Source organism: Corallococcus sp. AB030 (genome assembly GCF_003668965.1).
In the GTDB taxonomy this organism is placed as follows: Bacteria; Myxococcota; Myxococcia; order Myxococcales; family Myxococcaceae; genus Corallococcus; species Corallococcus exiguus.
Genome location: NZ_RAWQ01000088.1, coordinates 1 through 16866 on the forward strand (window position 1 = coordinate 1; position 16866 = coordinate 16866).

Consider the following 16866-nt stretch of genomic DNA (forward strand, 5'->3'; position numbering starts at 1 on the left):
GAAGGCCCGTTATCGCGGCACGCGCCGCAACCTCTTTGACCTCAGGCGACTCGCGGTCGTCCAAAACCTCGAGGTCGCCGCGCGCTATCAGCTCGCGGCGTGACCTAACCTGTTCGGCGCTCTAGGCGCGGACGAAATCACCCGCAGCTTCGAGGCGTGCGGGGGCGACCTGGACGCGATGGTGCGCACGCTGGAGGTGTCGAAGCGTGCGCTCGGGCGACGGTTGAAGGAGCTGGGCCTGGTGGCGAAGGGGACGTAGCGAGTCTCAGTCGAGGACGCCGTTGTTTCGCAGATGGGCCGCGGCATCCGAGAGGCTTTGCAGGTAGTACTCCGTCACGAAGTACGCCTGCGAGGTGCCGTGTCCGCCCGCTCCGTACGTCTTGTGCGTGAACCTGCCGGGCGTGGCATCCGTGGTGACGAACCGCCCGTCATCGCCTCGTGGGGTCTTCTCGACGGCGTAGAAGAAGGCGTCGAGCTTCTTCCGGTCGGTCACGCGCTCCAGTTGCTGGCGGAGCTCCTGCGGCGTGGTGTGGAGTTGCTCGGCGAGCTGGGTGAGGAATTGCCCGGTCCGTACCGCGGTGTCGGGGTCCTTCAGCTGCTCCGCCAGACGGGGGGAGAAGCCCGCCCCCTGGAGGAAGGCCCGGGTGTCCTCCTGTTTCTCCTGGCGCTTCTGGCTCTCGTTCCAAAGCGAGACACCCGTGCCGGCCGCGAGCAGGAGTCCTCCCACGACCTGTCCCGCCACGGGCACCGCCTGGGAGAGCGCCGCGGCGGCCAGCAGGGCCCCTCCGAGGGCGGAGGCGGACTTCGCGACGGCCTCCACGTTGTCACCATTCCGCAAGGCATTCGCGACGGCGAGCCCGTCTCCAACAGCCCCGAGGATGCCCCCGGCGGGGCCGAGCTTGCCCAGCACGGTGCGCGCCGCCGCCGCGTCCTTGTTGAGGACGTCGAACACGAAGAGGCTGGTGTCCGCCGTCGCCGACAGCGAATCACCCAGGGCTTTGGTCGCAGTCATCAGCTCCAGGCCCTTTCCCTCCGACAGGCCCTTGGCGACATCCGTCACGCTGTTGGCGGTGCCGAAGAGGCCGGCCACCACGCCGAGCCCCCGCAGGGCGCTGCCGGCCTCTGAAGCGCCTGTCGTGCCCGGGGCATCGACGGAGAGCTTCCGGAGCGCCGAGTCCAGTTCGTCGGCGGCCCCCTTCTTGTTCTCCAACAGGTTCTTGAAGTGCCCCTTCAGCGTGTCCATGTCCTCGGCGGTGACGCCGAAGAGGACAGGGTTCTTGCCCAGAACGTTGTCGTAGACACGCTTTGCGCCCGCGATGTCCTCACCGCTGGCCGCGGCCTTTAGGGCGGCGCTCGCCAGCCCCTTGGTGACAGCAGTGGTCAGCCCCTTGGCGATGTCATTGGCGTCCTTGCCGAGCTTGGGGCCCGCGAGCAGGTTGGACACGCCATCCAGGAAGGAGGGCTCGCCGTTACCCTGCTTCTTCACCTCGTCGTCGATGAACTTCTGCCCGACATCCGTTCCGACCAGGCCATTGAGCTGCTTCACCGTCTCCAGGGCCTCCTGAGTGAAGTCAGTCCGTCCGCCGTGCTTGTCCGCGAAAAGGGAGGAGCCCTGCTGCTTCAGGACCTCGGTGGAGACCTCGAGCGCCCCCTTCAGCTTCTTCGCCGCGTCCTCCAGGGCCTCGTACTCGGCCTGGTGGCGTTTCTTGAAGGAATTGAGCGCGTTCTGCTGCTCCTGCGAGGTCATCGCCGGGCCGAAGCCGGCAGCGAGCCTGGCTACCTGGGCGTTCAGATCCTCGACCTTGCCCGACTTCTCGGCGAAGTCCTCGCGAATCGCCTCCACCTCCGCCTGTGCCGTCCGGGTGATCGCTTCCGCCTGACCCGACTTGCCGGAGCGCTCGAGCGCCGTCGCGAGCTCGACGGAGAAGGCGCTCCCGGTCCCCCGCCGGATGCTCTCGCGAAGCCCTTCTTCCATGCCGCTCTCGAGCGAGTTGCCGGTCCCCATGCCCGCAGCCAGTCCCTCCGCGAACGTCCGCCGCTCCTCCGGTCTCAAGGTGCTGGCCGTCTTACCGAAGGCCTCGAAGGTCTCCTGGCTCGCCGGGTGCTCTGACGAACTCACCACGTCGCCGGGGGGGGAGGGCGTCAGCGTCCCGCCGATGGATTCGAGCTGTGGCTTGACGGCCTCGAGCAGCGCCTTCCGGTACTCGGGGCTGCTGTCCTTCTGGAGCAGCGCGCCCAGTTCCCTGACGGCTGCGGCGGGATGGATTTCGCGCGAGGGGTCTCTTATCGAGTACAGCGACTTCTGGAAGTCGTAGTCATGGGGGCGCAGCATCCGCGCCACCTGTTTCGCATCCTCCTTCGCGGCCTCCTGGGGCGTCACCACCGCGCGGGTACCGAACAGTCTTTCCTGCGCCTTGGGGTCCAGGCGACCCGCGTCAAAGACATCCTTGACGGTGTCCGCCCCCGCGTACGGGGGCTTCAAGCCGGCGACCTTGGCATGGTCGTTGGCGAGCCTTTCGGCCTCGAGCGCCTTGTTCGCGCTGTCCACCGCGAGCGCCTTCGATTTCCTGGCGACTTCTCCTGCCTGCGCGGCAGCCTCGTCGGCACGGGTCACCGCGGCGTCGGCGGTGTCGTACTTCTTCTGTGCCTGCTCGATGTCGCGATCGAGCGCTTGCATGGCCTTGTCGGGCTGGGTGTTGACGGTGTTCGAACGTGGCCCATCTGGGTCCTTGCCAGGACTTCCGGGCCGCCCGGAGTGGGCGTCGCGAGCCTCCCTGGCCTTGTCGAGTTCTCCCTTCGCGACCCCCCGCTGAGTCCGGGCTTGCCTGGCATGGTCGTTCGCCGTCCTGGCCTTGCTCTCGTCCTGCCTCGCCTTATCCTGGGCCTTGCCGGCCGCTTGGCGTTGGGTGTCCGCGGCCTTCTTGGAGTTGTTGGCCACCTTCACCTTCGGCTCGGTCTTGGGCGGCTCGGTCTTGGGCGGCGGAGGAACCACTACCTTCTTCTCAACTCGCGGGGGAGGCATTGACGCTCCTTCAGGGCAGGCACACCCATCCGAGGACCCTGGCCATCCGGGGTCTTCAGGAAGGAAGAGGGCCGGGCCGGGCCGGCGTCCCAAAAAACTACGCTGGCAAATACGGCCTGAGCGTCGGGGGTTTCCCCTCTGAGGAGGAACACCGCCATGGCTCGGACGACTGCTCGCCCCATTGCCACCCGTCACGTGAAGCTCGACAGCGAGCGCAGGCACTGCGAGGCCTGCGGCACGAGGACGCGTGCAGACTGGCGCTCCCGCCGTTGTGTAACAACGCTCACCGGCTGCGTCGGGTTGTCCGTGCAGGTGCGGGTTTGCCACCGGAAGGGGGGCTCGCTCAAGGGCGTGCCTTTGAGGGCCGAGGGCGAGGGGTGCTGGGCACTGCCCGACCACGAGTTCGGTCTGGACGTCATGGCCTTCGTCGGAGCCCTGCGCTATCAGGAGCACCGCAGCGTGCCGGAAATCCATGCCCTGCTGCGCCAGAAGGGCGTCGCGGTTTCTGAGCGCACTTGCACCAACCTGCTGGACCGCTACGACGAACTCGTCAGTCTCAAGTTGCTCGACTCCGCGCGGCTGCAAGAGGCTCTCGCTCCCTCAAGCAGGGGCGGAGCCGGGGCTGGAGGAGGAGAGCCTCGCCTTTGCCGCGACGGTGGAGGAGCCGAGGAAGGAGCGCACATCCCGTTTGGACCAGGCCGGGCTGCTGAAAAGGACGTTCGCCCTGGATGTGTTCGCGTGCTTGAGGTGTGGAGGCAGGCGGCGGGTGTTGGCGTACGTGAAGGGAGCAGGAGGGGTGAGAGCGATTCTGGAGCACCTGGGTTACCCACGGCGGGTGCACACCTGGCCCATGCGCGAGGGCCGCCCCTGAGCGCGTGGTGTTGAAGCTCAAGCCGCCACAGCCAGCCCAGAGTGCCAGGCCCCTGCCGCGTCCCGCCTGGGAAGGCGGCTGGGCTGGGCTGGCGTCTGTCTGCTGGAGCTGAATGGCTTCTGCGCCGGCCCGGAGTGCGGCTCATGGGCTACCCGTCAGCGTCCCTCTCCTCCCGCTCTGCTCCCCCCCGCTACACCCAATAGGGCTCCTGTCCTTCCTAGACTCCGCCCACGGACATGCCGTTCGGGTTCACGTTCGTGGTCGAGGACCCCGACGGACACCGGCTGCGCCCGTTCGTGCTGGCCGAACGGCCACGCTGAGTCAAAGCAGCTCCGCGAGGCGAGCCCGGTCCACGTCGACCTGGAGCTGGCGGGCGGCGATGGCCGCCGCACGACCCAGGACGCCGGTATAGGTGGGGAACGAGAGCGGAACTCGAGCCAGTTCCTCCACCCGCATCCCCGCGGCGATGGCGATCGCCGCGGTCTGGACCAGATCGACCGCCCGCTCACCCACCACGTGGCAGCCGAGGAGCTTCCGCGTGGCGCGGTCGACGATGAGCTTGCAGAACCCGGTCGTTCGACCATCGATGAGGGTCCGCGTCGTCGAGTCGAAGCGGACCACCGCCACCACGACGTCGTGCGCTTGACGTGCCTTCGCTTCGGTCAGGCCCGCCTGCGCGTACTCGGGATCGGTGAAGCTGCCAATCGGACACACCTCGTCCGTGACGGAGATCATCGGTGCTCGTGCCGCGTTGGAGCCCGCGACGAACCCGTCCTGCAACGCCTGGGGGACCAGCATCCGGCGCCCTGTCACGTCTCCGGCGGCGAAGATGTGCGGCACGGAGGTGCGCAGCTGGGCATCGACGCGTACGAAACCCCGCGAGTCGGTCTCGACGCCCGCGGCCGCGAGGTTGAGCGCAGAGGTGTCAGCCCTCCAGCCCACGGCGACGACGACGAGCGCGGCCTCGGCGCTGTCTCGCACGCCGTCCCTGGAGAAGACCATCCGCACGCCCCCTGGCATCGTTTCGAAGCGTTCAATCGTGCCGAAGGCCTCGCGCACCACAATACCGGCCTGACGGAAGGACTCCGCGACGGCGGCGGACACGTCTTCGTCCTCGGTCGGCAGGATGCGTGCTCCCGCCTCGAAGAGCTGAACCTGTGTGCCGAACGCGGCGAAGACCGACGCCACCTGGACTCCCGTGGCGCCACTGCCGACGACCACCATCGACGGCGGAACGGTGGTCAGGCTCCACGCATCGCTGTGGGTCTTCGTGAGCTCGAATCCCGGGATGGGGAGGCGCCGGCTCACGCCACCGGTGCAGAGGATGAACTTCTCCGCTCGAAACCGGAGCCCGCGCTGGGTTTCGAGGGTGTGCGGGTCCACGAAGCGCGCGGCGCCGACGTGCTCGTGCACGGTGACCCCCGCCGCGGCGATCTGCTCACGCAGGGCCGCGTGAGTGCGAACGTCGCCGGCCACTTCGCGCACGCGCTTGAGCAGCCGCTCGTAGTCCAGCACGGGCTCTGTCACCGCGATGCCATAGCGCCCCAGTTGCCGGGCGTCGCGGAGCAACCGCGCCGCCTGCGCCAGCGTCCTCACCGGAACCGGTCCGTCGTGGGCCGCCATGCCGCCGAACGCGTCGCGGGTGACCAGGGCGGTCCGGGCGCCCAGGTCGCCAGCGCGGAGCGCCGCGAGCAGTCCCGCGGGTCCGGCACCGATGACCACGACGTCCATGGGCGCTGAACCATTCATGTCCGGAGCTCCGCCAGCCACCGCAGCGCGCGCAGCCCGGGCATGAAGCAGTACTCGCCTCCGCGCGTGACCACGAACCGCGGAAGGCCCTGCAGACGCCTGGGGATGGGCCGGTTCGGGAAGGAGAAGGCGCCCGCTCCGTCGTGCGCGCCAGCGACGGGGTCCTTCGCGTCGCCCAGCCCCAGGAAGTCACCGCCGTTGGCCCACTCCGCTTGCACGAACTCGAACTGCCGTCCGAGGTGCGCGCCGATGAAGGCGAACATCAACCCTCGCTCGGCGCCATCGTCCTCGAGGACTCCGTCGGGCAGCTCGGGGCCGTAGGCGGTTCCGCGCCGGATCATCCGATGGAGCCTGACCACGCCAGCGACAGACGCGTCGCGGGGGTTCGTTCGCCGGATGTGCGACCCGCGAGGCGTCTTGTATCCGGTCGGGTCATCTGAATAGTGGAAGTCATTGTTGCGCGACGCATCGGCGCCCAGGCCGGGAGCGTTATGGTAGGGGCACAGCGCCAGCGGCGCGCCGCTCCGCCACCTCCCCATCATCTTCGCTGCCAGGACCTCCTCGTCCTCCGGGCTGTTCGCGGCGTTCTTCAGGTACTGCCTGAACGCGGCCACCCGCTGATGAAGCTTGCGGAAGGCGACGTACGTTCCATTGCGCCCCAGGACGTCAGGCCGGGGCATCGGAGGTACGCCGCCCGTCTCATCAGGGTAGCCGAGGACGAATTCGCCCGACCTGAGCGGCGCCTCATGGGGATTGCTCCCTGGAATGCCGCTCCCCTCGACGGCCGGATGGCTGATGCCGTCCCTGAACCCGAACGGCTCCTTGCCCGTGCTCAGTGCGTGGCAATCCTGACGCCAGATGGCCTGGATGCCGCCAAGCTCCCGCAGAGCCGTGTGCGCGCGGTCCAGCGCGGCTTCGAGCCGGGCCTGATCCGGCGAAAGCGCTGTCAACACGACGTGAACCTCGCTCGTTCCCAGCGGAGGTTCCCAGTGTTCGGGGCTGCTCTCACCGTCGTCGTACAGGGCCTTCGCCCGGGCGGCCATGCCCTGCCGGAACTCCCACGCGAAGCTGTCCAGGGAGTCCTGCGGTACACCCAGCGCCTCAAGCCCGTGATACGTGAGCGCGACGCCGAGCCCGCCGTCACTCATCGGGCTGCTCGGATGGCCGGCCGTGGTCACCACCGAGCCGAGCCGCCTCATCAACTCCCGTCCCGCGCTCCGTTCGTCGATGCGCAAGAGGATGTAGGTCGCGACGTACGGAGACGGCCGGGGCCGCAGCACTCCGCTCTGGATGTCGTCCAGTTCGAGCATCTCAATGGGCCGTGGCGAGGTTCTTCCAGAAGCGCACGAGGCTCTCGTCCGCCCCGAACAAGGTGCTGAAGATGGTGGAATCAGCCACCAGTACATCGCCGGCCCTGCCGTCGCCCGGCGGCATCCACACCAGCGCATTGAACTCGGTGTTTCCCGCGTTCGTGAACGGATGGGGCCGGGTCCGGTCGATGGGCTGCTTCGCCAGGACGCGAGCCGAACGGGAATCCTCCTGGGTGACCGCGTAGTGCGGCAGGTGCATGTGGAAGTTGAAGTTCTGGACCCCGGTAAGCCAGCCGCGCGTGTCCAGGTCCGACATCACCGTCAGCGGGACGCTCCGGTTCGTTCCTTCAACGACGGCGGGACGGAGACCCCAGCGATTCTCCACGGGGATTCCCAGCCCTTTCATCAATGAGCGCGTATAGCCGCCGAAGCGTTGCTGACGCGGCACCAGCGCGTCGCCGTGGTGGGCGTATTCCAGGGCGCGCTCGTCCAGGTCCGGTGAGTGCCCGACGTCGTGGTGCGGGCCCATCACCAGACAGGTGCCTTCGCGCTCGAGGAATGCGCGGACCGCTTCTATCTCCTCCGGGGCGGCCACCTGTTCGGTGACATCGTGGTCCAGCCCGAAGACGAGCAGCGTGTCCGCATCCGCGAGGACCCGCTCGTCGAGCGGCAGGGGGAAGCCCGCCTGGTCGACCCGCTGGAACATGGGCACCTTGTGCCCGGTGACCTCTTCGATGACCTGCTGGAACTTCACCCACGCCCAGAAGAAGAGCTCCAGGGAGCCCGCGATTCCCTGCTGGAACCTCCGCGGATCCGCCCACTGCGGGGACTCATAGTTGGGCCAGAGCACCCGGCGGACCTCGGTCATCGTCGAGAACCGATTGTCCATCTCGGCGGGGTTGCGATTGGCTTCTCCGGGGTAGCTCCAGGACGTGTAGACGCTGACCCGCCGATGGCTCCTCGAGTATTTCCTCGGCGCGTGGTTCTGGTTGTAGGTCCGCCCGGATGGCTCGCTCATGACAGGTCCCTACTGCATCTGCTCGAGCATCTCGGTGAACGAGGCCTTGAGCTTCAGGGCCTTCTTGATCTCATCGCTCGTGAAGTACGGATACTCGCCGTATTCGAGAAAGCTGGTGCACTGATGGTCCCGGAGGAACTTGACGAACGCAGGCGCGTTGGTCTTCCAGTCCAGGGGAAACCCCTCGAGGTTCTCGAAGGCGGTATTGATGCCTGACTTCGTGAAGAGAACGACCGCGTCCTCGGTGTATTTGTCGAAGTCGGTATCGAAGATGCCCTGATACATGAACCGGGTGTCGTCATCGAAGAGCACCCAGCGGAGGTAGTGGAGCTTGAGCGGTGCGAGAAGGTCAGGGGCGCCCTTGAGCGCTTCGGCCAGACTCTGGCCGTAGCCGCGCAGCGTATCGGCGCGCCCCGGCTTGACGTTGGCGACGATCGTGAAGCCATAACAGGCGGGGGTCTTCGGGAAGATGGGACCGTACTTTCCCTTCTCGAGGTGGTCCGTCGACCTGGGTATCGCCATGGCCTGGGGTTTGATCTCCATCGCCCGTCTCCCTTTGCTCGTGCACTTCAAGCTCGGGGTGGGGATCCGCACCTGCAAGTACGGCATCGCCTTCGAGCGGGAGAGCACAGGCTGTCCCGTCGTCTCGGCACGCAGGGCCGCGAAGGCATGCCGCGGCCGGCAGCGCGTGCTTCGGTGCGAGGGACGCCATGCCATCCCTGCCAGGCAGAGGAGGGGGCCGCTGCCCGGTACCCCACGCGGAGCCCACGGGCCCGCGACACCGGTCAGCCAACGTACGCCGCGAGGTGCTTGCCGGTCAGGGTTGAAGGCTTCGCGACCAGCTGGGCCGGGGTGCCTTCGAACACGATCCGCCCGCCGGCGTGGCCTGCGCCTGGCCCCAGGTCGATGATCCAGTCCGCGTGCGCCTCAACCCCTCACAGGAAGTGCAGGAACTAAAGCGCATCGGCTGAACCCTTTCACGCGACAACTACATTGACGCTCACCGCTGAGGGCCCATGCGGAAACGCAGCCAAAGAAAAAGCCTGGCAACCCGTACTGGATTGCCAGGCTCTTTCACTGTGGAGGCGGAGGGAATCGAACCCTCGTCCGAAAGCCGTCGGCTCTTCGACCCTACGTGCGTAGTCCGCGATTTGCTACGTCACCAGGGCTCCCACGGACGGGATACCTGATGCCGGTCCTGGAAAGATCTCGTCACCTCGGGCCCAGGCACCCTTGGCGACCAGTCCGCATTATGACGGCCCATCCCCACCCCACGGACCGAGAGCAGGGGGACCGCGCACTAAAGACTGCTAATTAGGCAGCCAGCGCGAGCTCAACGTTGTCGTTGGCTTTTGTGATGTTGTCGGCAGTTTTACGAGCACCCAACAAGCTCGGCACGCGTCTCGAACGTCATTGCCCCCGTCGAAGCCAGGTCGCCCCCGGTTCGATGTACGTCATGCGGCCCCAGCTGCTCCGCACCCGTCCTACATTAACCGCTGAACGCCCTCCGTCAATCCTCCTGAAGGCACGGCGGTCACTCCTGCGACATTCCCTCCCCTGCCTGCCCCACAGGCAGCCCCTTCCTTCCGGAGTCCCCCCATGCAGGCGTACGAGCTCCACACCCCCACCGGCTCCTCCAGTTGGACCCTCGTGGACGCGCCCCAGCCCCAACCGGGCCCCGGCCAGGCGCTCGTCCGCATCCACGCTGTCTCCCTCAACTACCGCGACCTCATCATCGCCCGCGGCACCTACCCCGGCCTCAAGCTCCCCCTCATCCCCTGCTCCGACGGCGCCGGCCAGGTCGTCGCCGTGGGATCCGGCGTCACCCGCGTGAAGGTCGGCGACCGCGTCGCCCCCACCTTCTTCCAGGTCTGGACCGACGGCGAACGCACCCCGGAGAAGGTCGCCCACGCGCTCGGTGGCGGCGTCCCCGGCGTCCTCGCTGAATACGTCTGCGTGGACGCCGAAGGGCTGGTGCTCCTGCCGGACTGGCTCTCCTACGAGGAGGGCGCCACCCTCCCCTGCGCCGCCGTCACCGCCTGGAACGCGCTCGTCCCCCAGGGTGGCCTCAAGCGCGGGCAGACCGTGCTCGCGCAGGGCACCGGCGGCGTTTCCATCTTCGCCCTCCAGTTCGCCCGCATCCTCGGGGCCCGCGTCCTCATCACCTCCAGCCAGGATGACAAGCTCCAGCGCGCGAAACAGCTGGGCGCGCAGTGGCTCATCAATTACCGCCAGACGCCGGACTGGGAACAGGAGGTGCTCACCCTCACCGGCAACCAGGGCGTGGACCATGTGCTGGAGGTCGGTGGCGCGGGCACGCTGCCCCGCTCCATCGCGGCCACCAAGGAGGGCGGCCACATCGCGCTCATCGGCCTGCTCACCGGCGCCCCCGGCAAGCCGGACACCACCGCCACCAGCGCCAAACACCTGCGCGTCGTCAGCACCTACGTGGGCAGCCGCGAGATGTTCGAGGACATGCTCAAGGCCATGTCCCAGGAACAGACCCGGCCCGTCATCGACCGCGTCTTCCCCTTCGCCCAGGCTCGCGAAGCGCTCCAGTACATGGAGTCCGGCGGCCACTTCGGGAAGATCGTCATCACCCTGTGAGGCGTGGCTCTGGCGCACAGGTGACATGCGCCGACAGAAAGCCACCCACCCCTGGCCTACCTCCGGCGTAACGTCCCGCGCGTTCCCAGCACCGAAAGGGTCCGCGCATGCGCCGCCTGTTGCCCCTCCTGCTGCTGCTCCTGATGATGCCGGCGCTGCCGGCGTCCGCGCAGCAGCCTCCTGACGCCTCCCGCTTCTTCCCCTACACACTGAACACCACGCGCCTGCCCAACGGCCTCACCGTGGTGCGCGTGCCGTTCAACTCTCCCGGCATCGTCGCGTACGTCACCGCCGTGCGCGTGGGTTCGCGCAACGAGGTGGAGCCCGGCCGCACCGGCTTCGCCCACTTCTTCGAACACATGATGTTCAAGGGGACCAAGGCGAACCCGGAGGGCCAGCGCGAGCGAATCCTCGGCGGCTTCGGCTTCGACGACAACGCGTTCACCACCGACGACATCACCGTGTACCAGGTGTACGGCCCCACCGCCGGCCTGGAGAAACTCATCGCGCTGGAGGCCGACCGCTTCCAGAACTTGGAGTATTCCGAGCCAGCCTTCCAGACGGAGGCGCTCGCCGTCCTGGGCGAGTACCACAAGAACGCCGCGGGCCCGGACCTCAAGCTGGAGGAGGCCCTGGCGAAGACGGCCTTCACCCGCCACACGTACCAGCACACCACGCTGGGCTTCTACGAAGACATCCAGGCGATGCCCAAGGCGTACGCGTACAGCCGCTCGTTCTTCGAGCGCTGGTACACGCCCGCCAACACCACCCTCTTCATCGTGGGTGACTTCAACGACGCGCAGGTCGTCTCGCAGGTGACCAAGGCCTACGGCGGATGGCAGCGCCAGCCCACCAGCGTCATCATCCCCACCGAGCCCCCGCAGACGAGTCAGCGCACCGTCCACGTGGACTGGCCGCAGCCCACGCAGCCGCGCCACGTGCTCGCGTGGCACACGCCCGCCGCCCGCGCGGACACGGCCGACGCCGCCATCCAGACCATCCTCGCCGAGTACCTCGTGGGCGACACCAGCCCCGCGTACAAGGAGCTGGTGCTGGAGAAGCAGTACGTCGAGTCGCTGAACGTCTACACCACGCCCCACCGCGACCCGTACCTGTTCCCCATCGACGCCACGTTGCAGGACGAGAAGTTCCGCGCCGACGTGGACGCCGTGCTGCGCCGCGAGGTGACGGCCGTGGCCGGCGCCCCGGTGGACGGCGTGCGCTTGAAGGCCATCCAGGACCACCTGCGCTACGGCCTGCTGATGGACCTGGAGACGCCGCGCGACGTGGCCATCGACCTGGCCCTCTACGCGGGCGTGATGGGCCGCCCCGACGCGCTCGCCAGCTATCTGAAACAGCTGGGCAGCGTGACGCCCCAGCAGATCACCCTGTTCGCGAGGAAGTACCTCGAGGACAAGAACCTCACCGTCCTCACCCTCACCCCCAAGGCCGTCGCCGCCGGAGGGACGCCGTGATGAAGACCCGCGCCATCGTGTCGCTCGTCCTGGCCGCCGCGCTGTCCCTCGCCGGCTGCGCCCACCACAAGCCTCCCGGGGAACCGCCCCCGACCCCGACTCCCACACCGCCTCCCGAACCGGGCTCCGTGCCCGCGGTGCCGCTGAACGAGCCGCCGCCGATGCACCTCGTGGTGCAGGCCCGTGCGGACACGCCCATCGTCAGCCTGCGGCTCGTCTTCCACACGGGCTCCATCGACGACCCGAAGGGCAAGGAGGGCCTCACCGCCCTCACCGCGAAGCTGATGGCGGAGGGCGGCACGCAGCGGCTCACCGCCGCGCAGCTGCTGGAAGCGCTCTACCCCATGGCCGCCGAGCTCAAGGTCTTCACCGACAAGGAGATGACCACCCTCTCCGGCCGCGTCCACCAGGACTTCCTGCCCGCGTTCCTGCTGCTCTTCACGGACACGCTGCTCCAGCCGCGCTTCGACCCCGCGGAGTTCGAGCGCCTGCGCGCCAACGCGCTCAATGCCGTGCGCAACGGCCTGCGCAGCGAGGACGACGAGACGCTCGGCAAGGTGGGCCTGGACGCGCTGCTCTACGCGGGGCACCCGTACGCCCACTACACCGGCGGCACCGTGCAGGGGCTCCAGTCCCTCACGCTGGAGGACGTGAAGGCGCACGCGCGCCGCGTCTTCACGCAGGACCGGCTCGTCATCGGGCTCGCGGGCCCCGTGGACGCGAACCTCCAGCAGACGATGACCTCGCGCCTGAGCGCGCTGCCCGCCAAGGGCGCGCCCCGGGTGGAGTTGCCCACCGTGAAGTCCTCCGCGGGGCGCACGCTCATCCTCCAGAAGCCCACGCTCTCCACCGCCGTGAGCATGGGCTTCGTCACGCCGATGCGCCGGGGTGACCCGGACTTCTTCCCGGTGGCGTTCGCGCTGTCGAACCTGGGCGAGCACCGCCAGTTCATCGGCGTGCTCTTCAACGAGCTTCGCGAGCAGCGCGGCCTCAACTACGGCGACTACGCCTACGCCGAGCACTTCATCGAGGACCGGGGCAACGGCACCTTCAACCGCACCAACCTGGTGCGCACCCAGCAGGACGTGTCCATCTGGCTGCGCCCCGTGGTGCCCGCCAACGGCGTGTTCGCCACGCGCGGCGCGGTGTTCTTCCTGGAGCGCATGTCGAAGGAGCCGCTCACCCCGGAGCGCTTCAACCTGGTGCGCGGCTTCCTCCAGGGCTACACGCGCCTGTGGGAGCAGACCGACCAGCGGCGGCTGGGCTTCGCCATCGACTCGCTCTACTACGGCACGCCTGACTTCCTGAACGCCTACCGCTCCGCGCTGACGACGATGACGCCGGAGTCCGTGCAGGCCGCCGTCAAACGGCAGCTGGCGCCGGAGAAGCTGGCGCTCGTGTACGTCACGGAGGATGCGCAGGGGCTGGCGGAGAAGCTGAAGTCCGGCGCGCCTTCGCCCATCACCTACGCGTCGCCCAAGCCGCCGGAGCTGCTCAAGCTGGATGAGCTCATCATCCAGCAGAAGCTGCCGGTGCGTCCGGACGCCGTGCAGATTGTCCCGGCGTCGGGGTTCATGGAGCGCTGACGTCCGCGCGCCCTTCCGGCGCTCAGGGGCTTTCCGGCAACGCCGTCCACACGCCGCGGAAGCGCTTGAGCGCCGGATCCTTCTGGCGCTTGCACTCCACGCCGTCCACCTGCACGGTGCCGTCGTCGCTGAGCAGCAGGATGTCCTCCGACGTGTCGGGCGTGAAGAACGCCTCCGGATTCACGCCGGACAGGTCCACCGACGTCACCGGCACCGGCGCGTCGGCTCCGCCCTTCCAGGTGAACAGGCGTGACTTCGCCTCGGAGGCGGTGGCCCCCGCCATGAGGAGGTAGCGCCCCCGCCACGACGACAGCGAGCGGATGCCCAATCCGCCCAGCTCAAGCAGCCGGGGCTCACCGAAGCGCGCGGTCGCGCCGTCGCGCACCACCGCCTCCGGATTCAAGAGCGGCACCACCAACGCCTTGCCTTGCGTCAGCGGGCTGCGGAAACCAATCAGCATCCCGGGCGCGTCCAGCATCGCCGTCATGCCTTCGATGTTGAGCCCACCCGGCTCCTTGGGCGGCAGCGGCTCCGCCTGCGCGAGCCCGTACGGCGCGAGCCGGGCGTCCGCGAGCAGGTCCTCCAACAGCTGCGTGTACGGCTGCCCTACGAGCTGCACGTGCTCGGGGTCTTCCACGCCAGTGGCGAAGAAGCGCAGGCGCGCGGGCTGCTTCTTGCCGGAGCTGTTGCGGCCGTGCGACGTCAGCCAGAAGGCCAGGTTGCCCAGCCTCGAGCCCGCTTCGATGTCCGTCTCTGGCGGCTTCTTCTTCACCGGCAGGTCGAGCGACGGCGACAAGTCCACCGTGCGCAGCGGACGGCCTCCCTTCCGCGCATCGTAGACGCGCAGGATGTTGTCCTCGTCGTCCGCCACCACGAACAGGCCCTGGCCCAGCTCCACCGCGCCGGACGCGTCACAGCTGCCTTCGAAGACGACCGTGTTCGCGGGCGCGGCGTGCAGCGCGTCGCGCCGCACATTCGCCTCGCGGGTGCCACAGCCCGCCACCAGGACACATCCCCACAGGAGCCAGCGTTTCATGGCCCTTCTTCTCGCTGCTCGCACAGCGTCACGCGCGCCGGGAACCCTGGGGTCCCGCGTGAAATGTGTCGTATGCAACAAGACACACGGCGGATCCGAGATGATCGGGGTTTGTATAAATGGCATGGGGCTGTAGCTCACACCGCGAGGGTGGGTTTTCTTCCGGCGGGGGGAGGTGGGTGCTAAGAGCCTCAGGATGCAATGCCCCGACTCCGAACCTTCGTGGAGCCGGTCCGCGTGCGGCGCGGCCCTGCGACTCGCGCTCCTGGGCCTGCTGCTCACCACGGCAGCGGCCCACGCTCAACCAGACCCCTTCTCCCGAGGCTTCGACGCCGTCCCGGTGAAACCGACGGCCGCGCAGTCCAGCGGCATCGGCCTGGAAGGCGCCACCGTGGAACCGGTGGGCAGCTACCGGGGCGCTCTGCTCTTCGACTTCAACTGGCGCATCCTCGCGTTGAAGCTGGGCGACGAGAAGCTGGGGAACCTGCTGCCGTACCGGCTGGACGCGCACCTGCTGTTCTCCTACCAGCTGCTGGAGCGGTTGGAGCTGGGCGTGGACCTGCCCGTCACGCTCATCCAGGGCGACAACTTCTCGCTGCTGGGTGACGCGCTGAACGCGCCGGACTTCCCTGGCGCCGCGGGCGTCAGCGGCACCACGCTGGGCGACATCCGCGTGCTGCCGCGCGTGAGCCTGTTGAATCCGGACCGCTTCCCGTTGGGGCTCGCGCTGGTGGCGGAGGTGCGGCTGCCCACCGGCAGCGCGCAGAGCTTCACGGGTGAGAGCGGCGTGGTGTTCGCACCGCGCCTGGCCATTGAGAAGAAGCTGGGGCCCGTGCGCGTGCTGGGCAACGCGGGCGTGCTGCTGCGCCCCGCGGCGCAGTACCTCAACCTGCGCGTGGACGACGAGCTGACGCTGGGCGCGGGCGGCATCGTGGACCTGCCGGACATCAGCCGGCTGCGAGAGGTGAAGGCCACCGCGGAAATGCACCTGCGCACGCCGCTGGCGCGCCCCTTCAACTTCGACCAGGCGGATTCGCTCAAGTCTCCGTGGGAGCTGCTGGTGGGCGCCCGCGCCAAGGTGTGGGGCGACTGGGGCGTGGAGCTGGACGTGGGCCGCGGCCTCAACGTCACCACCGGCTACGGCCGTGAGGCCCTGCGGGTCATGCTGGCGCTGCGCTACGACAAGACCTTCAAGGACGAGGGCCCGGACTCCGACGGCGACGGCGTGCCCGACGTGCGCGACCGCTGCCCCACGCAGCCCGAGGACAAGGACGACTTCGAGGACTTCGACGGCTGCCCGGATCCGGACAACGACGGCGATGGCGTGGCGGACGGCGACGACATGTGCCCCAACAAGCCCGGCCCCAAGGAGAACAAGGGCTGCCCGGTGGAGCCGGACAAGGACACCGACGGCGACGGCGTCATCGACCCGCTGGACAAGTGCCCCCTGGTGCCCGGCCTGAAGGACTTCGACGGCTGCCCGGACACGGACTTCGACGAGATTCCGGACGGCGAGGACGACTGCCCCGATGTCGCCGGTCCGCCCGAGAACAACGGCTGCCCGTACGACGCTCCGCCCTACGTGGTGGTGGAGTCGGACCGCATCCGCATCAAGGGCAACATCCTCTTCGAGACGGGTTCCGCGGTCATCCAGAAGCAGTCGTACCCGCTGCTGGACGAGGTGTCGACGGTGCTCGCGAAGAACCCGACGCTGGGGCCCGTGCAGATTGAAGGGCACACGGACAACAAGGGCTCGCGTGCGCTGAACGTGGACCTGTCCAACCGGCGCGCGAAGTCGGTGCTCGAGTACCTGACGAAGAAGGGCATCGACCGCAAGCGCCTCACGTCGCAGGGCTTCGGGTTCGACCGGCCCATCGCCACCAACGACACGGCGCTCGGCCGCGCGAAGAACCGGCGCGTGGACTTCAAGCTGGTCAAGTCGGAGCTCGAATCCGGCCCGAAGGAGACCATCGTCCCCCACGGCCAGCCGCCGCCGCCCGGCACCGAGCCGGTGCCCGGACCGGGCGCGCCTCCCGCGACTCCCGCGCCTGGCGCGGGCACACCGGCCGGCAAGAAGTAACGCGGACCCTTGGGACGGCCCGGCACCCGGGCCGTCCCCAATCGCTGACTTTGTTCTTTTGCGGGATGACTGAAGGCCCGGGGCAAAATGCCCCGCTTCGAGGCCTCGTCTC

10 protein-coding genes and 1 other RNA gene are annotated in these 16866 nt (G+C 68.3%); 4 read left to right on the forward strand and 7 right to left on the reverse strand.

Annotated features, from left to right (window positions below):
• Nucleotides 1-265: 265 nt before the first annotated feature.
• From D7Y15_RS21200 to ssrA, 6 genes are all read right to left on the reverse strand, one after another.
• A complete protein-coding gene (locus tag D7Y15_RS21200) occupies nucleotides 266-2677 on the reverse strand; it encodes a hypothetical protein (RefSeq protein WP_148712826.1) in 2412 nt (803 codons plus the stop codon).
• A 1537-nt stretch (nucleotides 2678-4214) separates the two neighbouring features.
• Nucleotides 4215-5624 carry an NAD(P)/FAD-dependent oxidoreductase gene (locus D7Y15_RS21210; RefSeq protein ID WP_172810106.1) on the reverse strand — a complete coding sequence of 470 codons (1410 nt, stop codon included), beginning with the start codon at nucleotides 5622-5624 and terminating at the stop codon, nucleotides 4215-4217.
• A 14-nt stretch (nucleotides 5625-5638) separates the two neighbouring features.
• The gene (locus tag D7Y15_RS21215; protein ID WP_120579507.1) at nucleotides 5639-6952 is read right to left on the reverse strand and encodes a Dyp-type peroxidase; all 1314 of its coding nucleotides are present in this window, start codon (nucleotides 6950-6952) and stop codon (nucleotides 5639-5641) included.
• A gap of 1 nt (nucleotide 6953) precedes the next feature.
• A complete protein-coding gene (locus tag D7Y15_RS21220) occupies nucleotides 6954-7970 on the reverse strand; it encodes a hypothetical protein (RefSeq protein ID WP_199733909.1) in 1017 nt (338 codons plus the stop codon).
• Between the two features lie 9 nt (nucleotides 7971-7979).
• Nucleotides 7980-8513: a hypothetical protein gene (locus tag D7Y15_RS21225; RefSeq protein ID WP_120579509.1), complete on the reverse strand. Its 534-nt coding sequence runs from the start codon at nucleotides 8511-8513 to the stop codon at nucleotides 7980-7982.
• A 534-nt stretch (nucleotides 8514-9047) separates the two neighbouring features.
• Nucleotides 9048-9411, reverse strand: a transfer-messenger RNA (tmRNA) gene (ssrA, locus tag D7Y15_RS21230).
• A 158-nt stretch (nucleotides 9412-9569) separates the two neighbouring features.
• Here ssrA and D7Y15_RS21235 point away from each other — a divergent pair.
• From D7Y15_RS21235 to D7Y15_RS21245, 3 genes are all read left to right on the forward strand, one after another.
• Nucleotides 9570-10577, forward strand: coding sequence for an NAD(P)-dependent alcohol dehydrogenase (locus D7Y15_RS21235; protein ID WP_121753738.1), 1008 nt, complete (start codon nucleotides 9570-9572; stop codon nucleotides 10575-10577).
• A 107-nt stretch (nucleotides 10578-10684) separates the two neighbouring features.
• A complete protein-coding gene (locus tag D7Y15_RS21240) occupies nucleotides 10685-12052 on the forward strand; it encodes a pitrilysin family protein (protein ID WP_120575756.1) in 1368 nt (455 codons plus the stop codon).
• Nucleotides 12052-13638: a pitrilysin family protein gene (locus D7Y15_RS21245; protein WP_121753739.1), complete on the forward strand. Its 1587-nt coding sequence runs from the start codon at nucleotides 12052-12054 to the stop codon at nucleotides 13636-13638. Before D7Y15_RS21240 ends, D7Y15_RS21245 begins: the two co-directional genes overlap by 1 nt.
• A 22-nt stretch (nucleotides 13639-13660) precedes the next feature.
• On the opposite strand, the gene D7Y15_RS21250 is transcribed toward D7Y15_RS21245, so the two are convergent.
• Nucleotides 13661-14674, reverse strand: a complete 1014-nt coding sequence (locus D7Y15_RS21250; RefSeq protein WP_120575754.1) for a DUF3616 domain-containing protein — start codon at nucleotides 14672-14674, stop codon at nucleotides 13661-13663.
• A gap of 196 nt (nucleotides 14675-14870) precedes the next feature.
• On the opposite strand from D7Y15_RS21250, the gene D7Y15_RS21255 reads away from it, so the two are divergent.
• Nucleotides 14871-16754, forward strand: a complete 1884-nt coding sequence (locus D7Y15_RS21255) for an OmpA family protein (RefSeq protein ID WP_121753740.1) — start codon at nucleotides 14871-14873, stop codon at nucleotides 16752-16754.
• Nucleotides 16755-16866: the final 112 nt, after the last annotated feature.

Bases quoted from the DNA above. Each gene is read 5' to 3' on its own strand.
- D7Y15_RS21200 (WP_148712826.1), bottom strand. From the start codon at position 2,677: ATGCAAGCGCTCGATCGCGACATCGAGCAGGCACAGAAGAAGTACGAC.
- D7Y15_RS21210 (WP_172810106.1), bottom strand. From the start codon at position 5,624: ATGGACGTCGTGGTCATCGGTGCCGGACCCGCGGGACTGCTCGCGGCG.
- D7Y15_RS21215 (WP_120579507.1), bottom strand. From the start codon at position 6,952: ATGCTCGAACTGGACGACATCCAGAGCGGAGTGCTGCGGCCCCGGCCG.
- D7Y15_RS21220 (WP_199733909.1), bottom strand. From the start codon at position 7,970: ATGAGCGAGCCATCCGGGCGGACCTACAACCAGAACCACGCGCCGAGG.
- D7Y15_RS21225 (WP_120579509.1), bottom strand. From the start codon at position 8,513: ATGGAGATCAAACCCCAGGCCATGGCGATACCCAGGTCGACGGACCAC.
- D7Y15_RS21235 (WP_121753738.1), top strand. From the start codon at position 9,570: ATGCAGGCGTACGAGCTCCACACCCCCACCGGCTCCTCCAGTTGGACC.
- D7Y15_RS21240 (WP_120575756.1), top strand. From the start codon at position 10,685: ATGCGCCGCCTGTTGCCCCTCCTGCTGCTGCTCCTGATGATGCCGGCG.
- D7Y15_RS21245 (WP_121753739.1), top strand. From the start codon at position 12,052: ATGAAGACCCGCGCCATCGTGTCGCTCGTCCTGGCCGCCGCGCTGTCC.
- D7Y15_RS21250 (WP_120575754.1), bottom strand. From the start codon at position 14,674: ATGAAACGCTGGCTCCTGTGGGGATGTGTCCTGGTGGCGGGCTGTGGC.
- D7Y15_RS21255 (WP_121753740.1), top strand. From the start codon at position 14,871: ATGCAATGCCCCGACTCCGAACCTTCGTGGAGCCGGTCCGCGTGCGGC.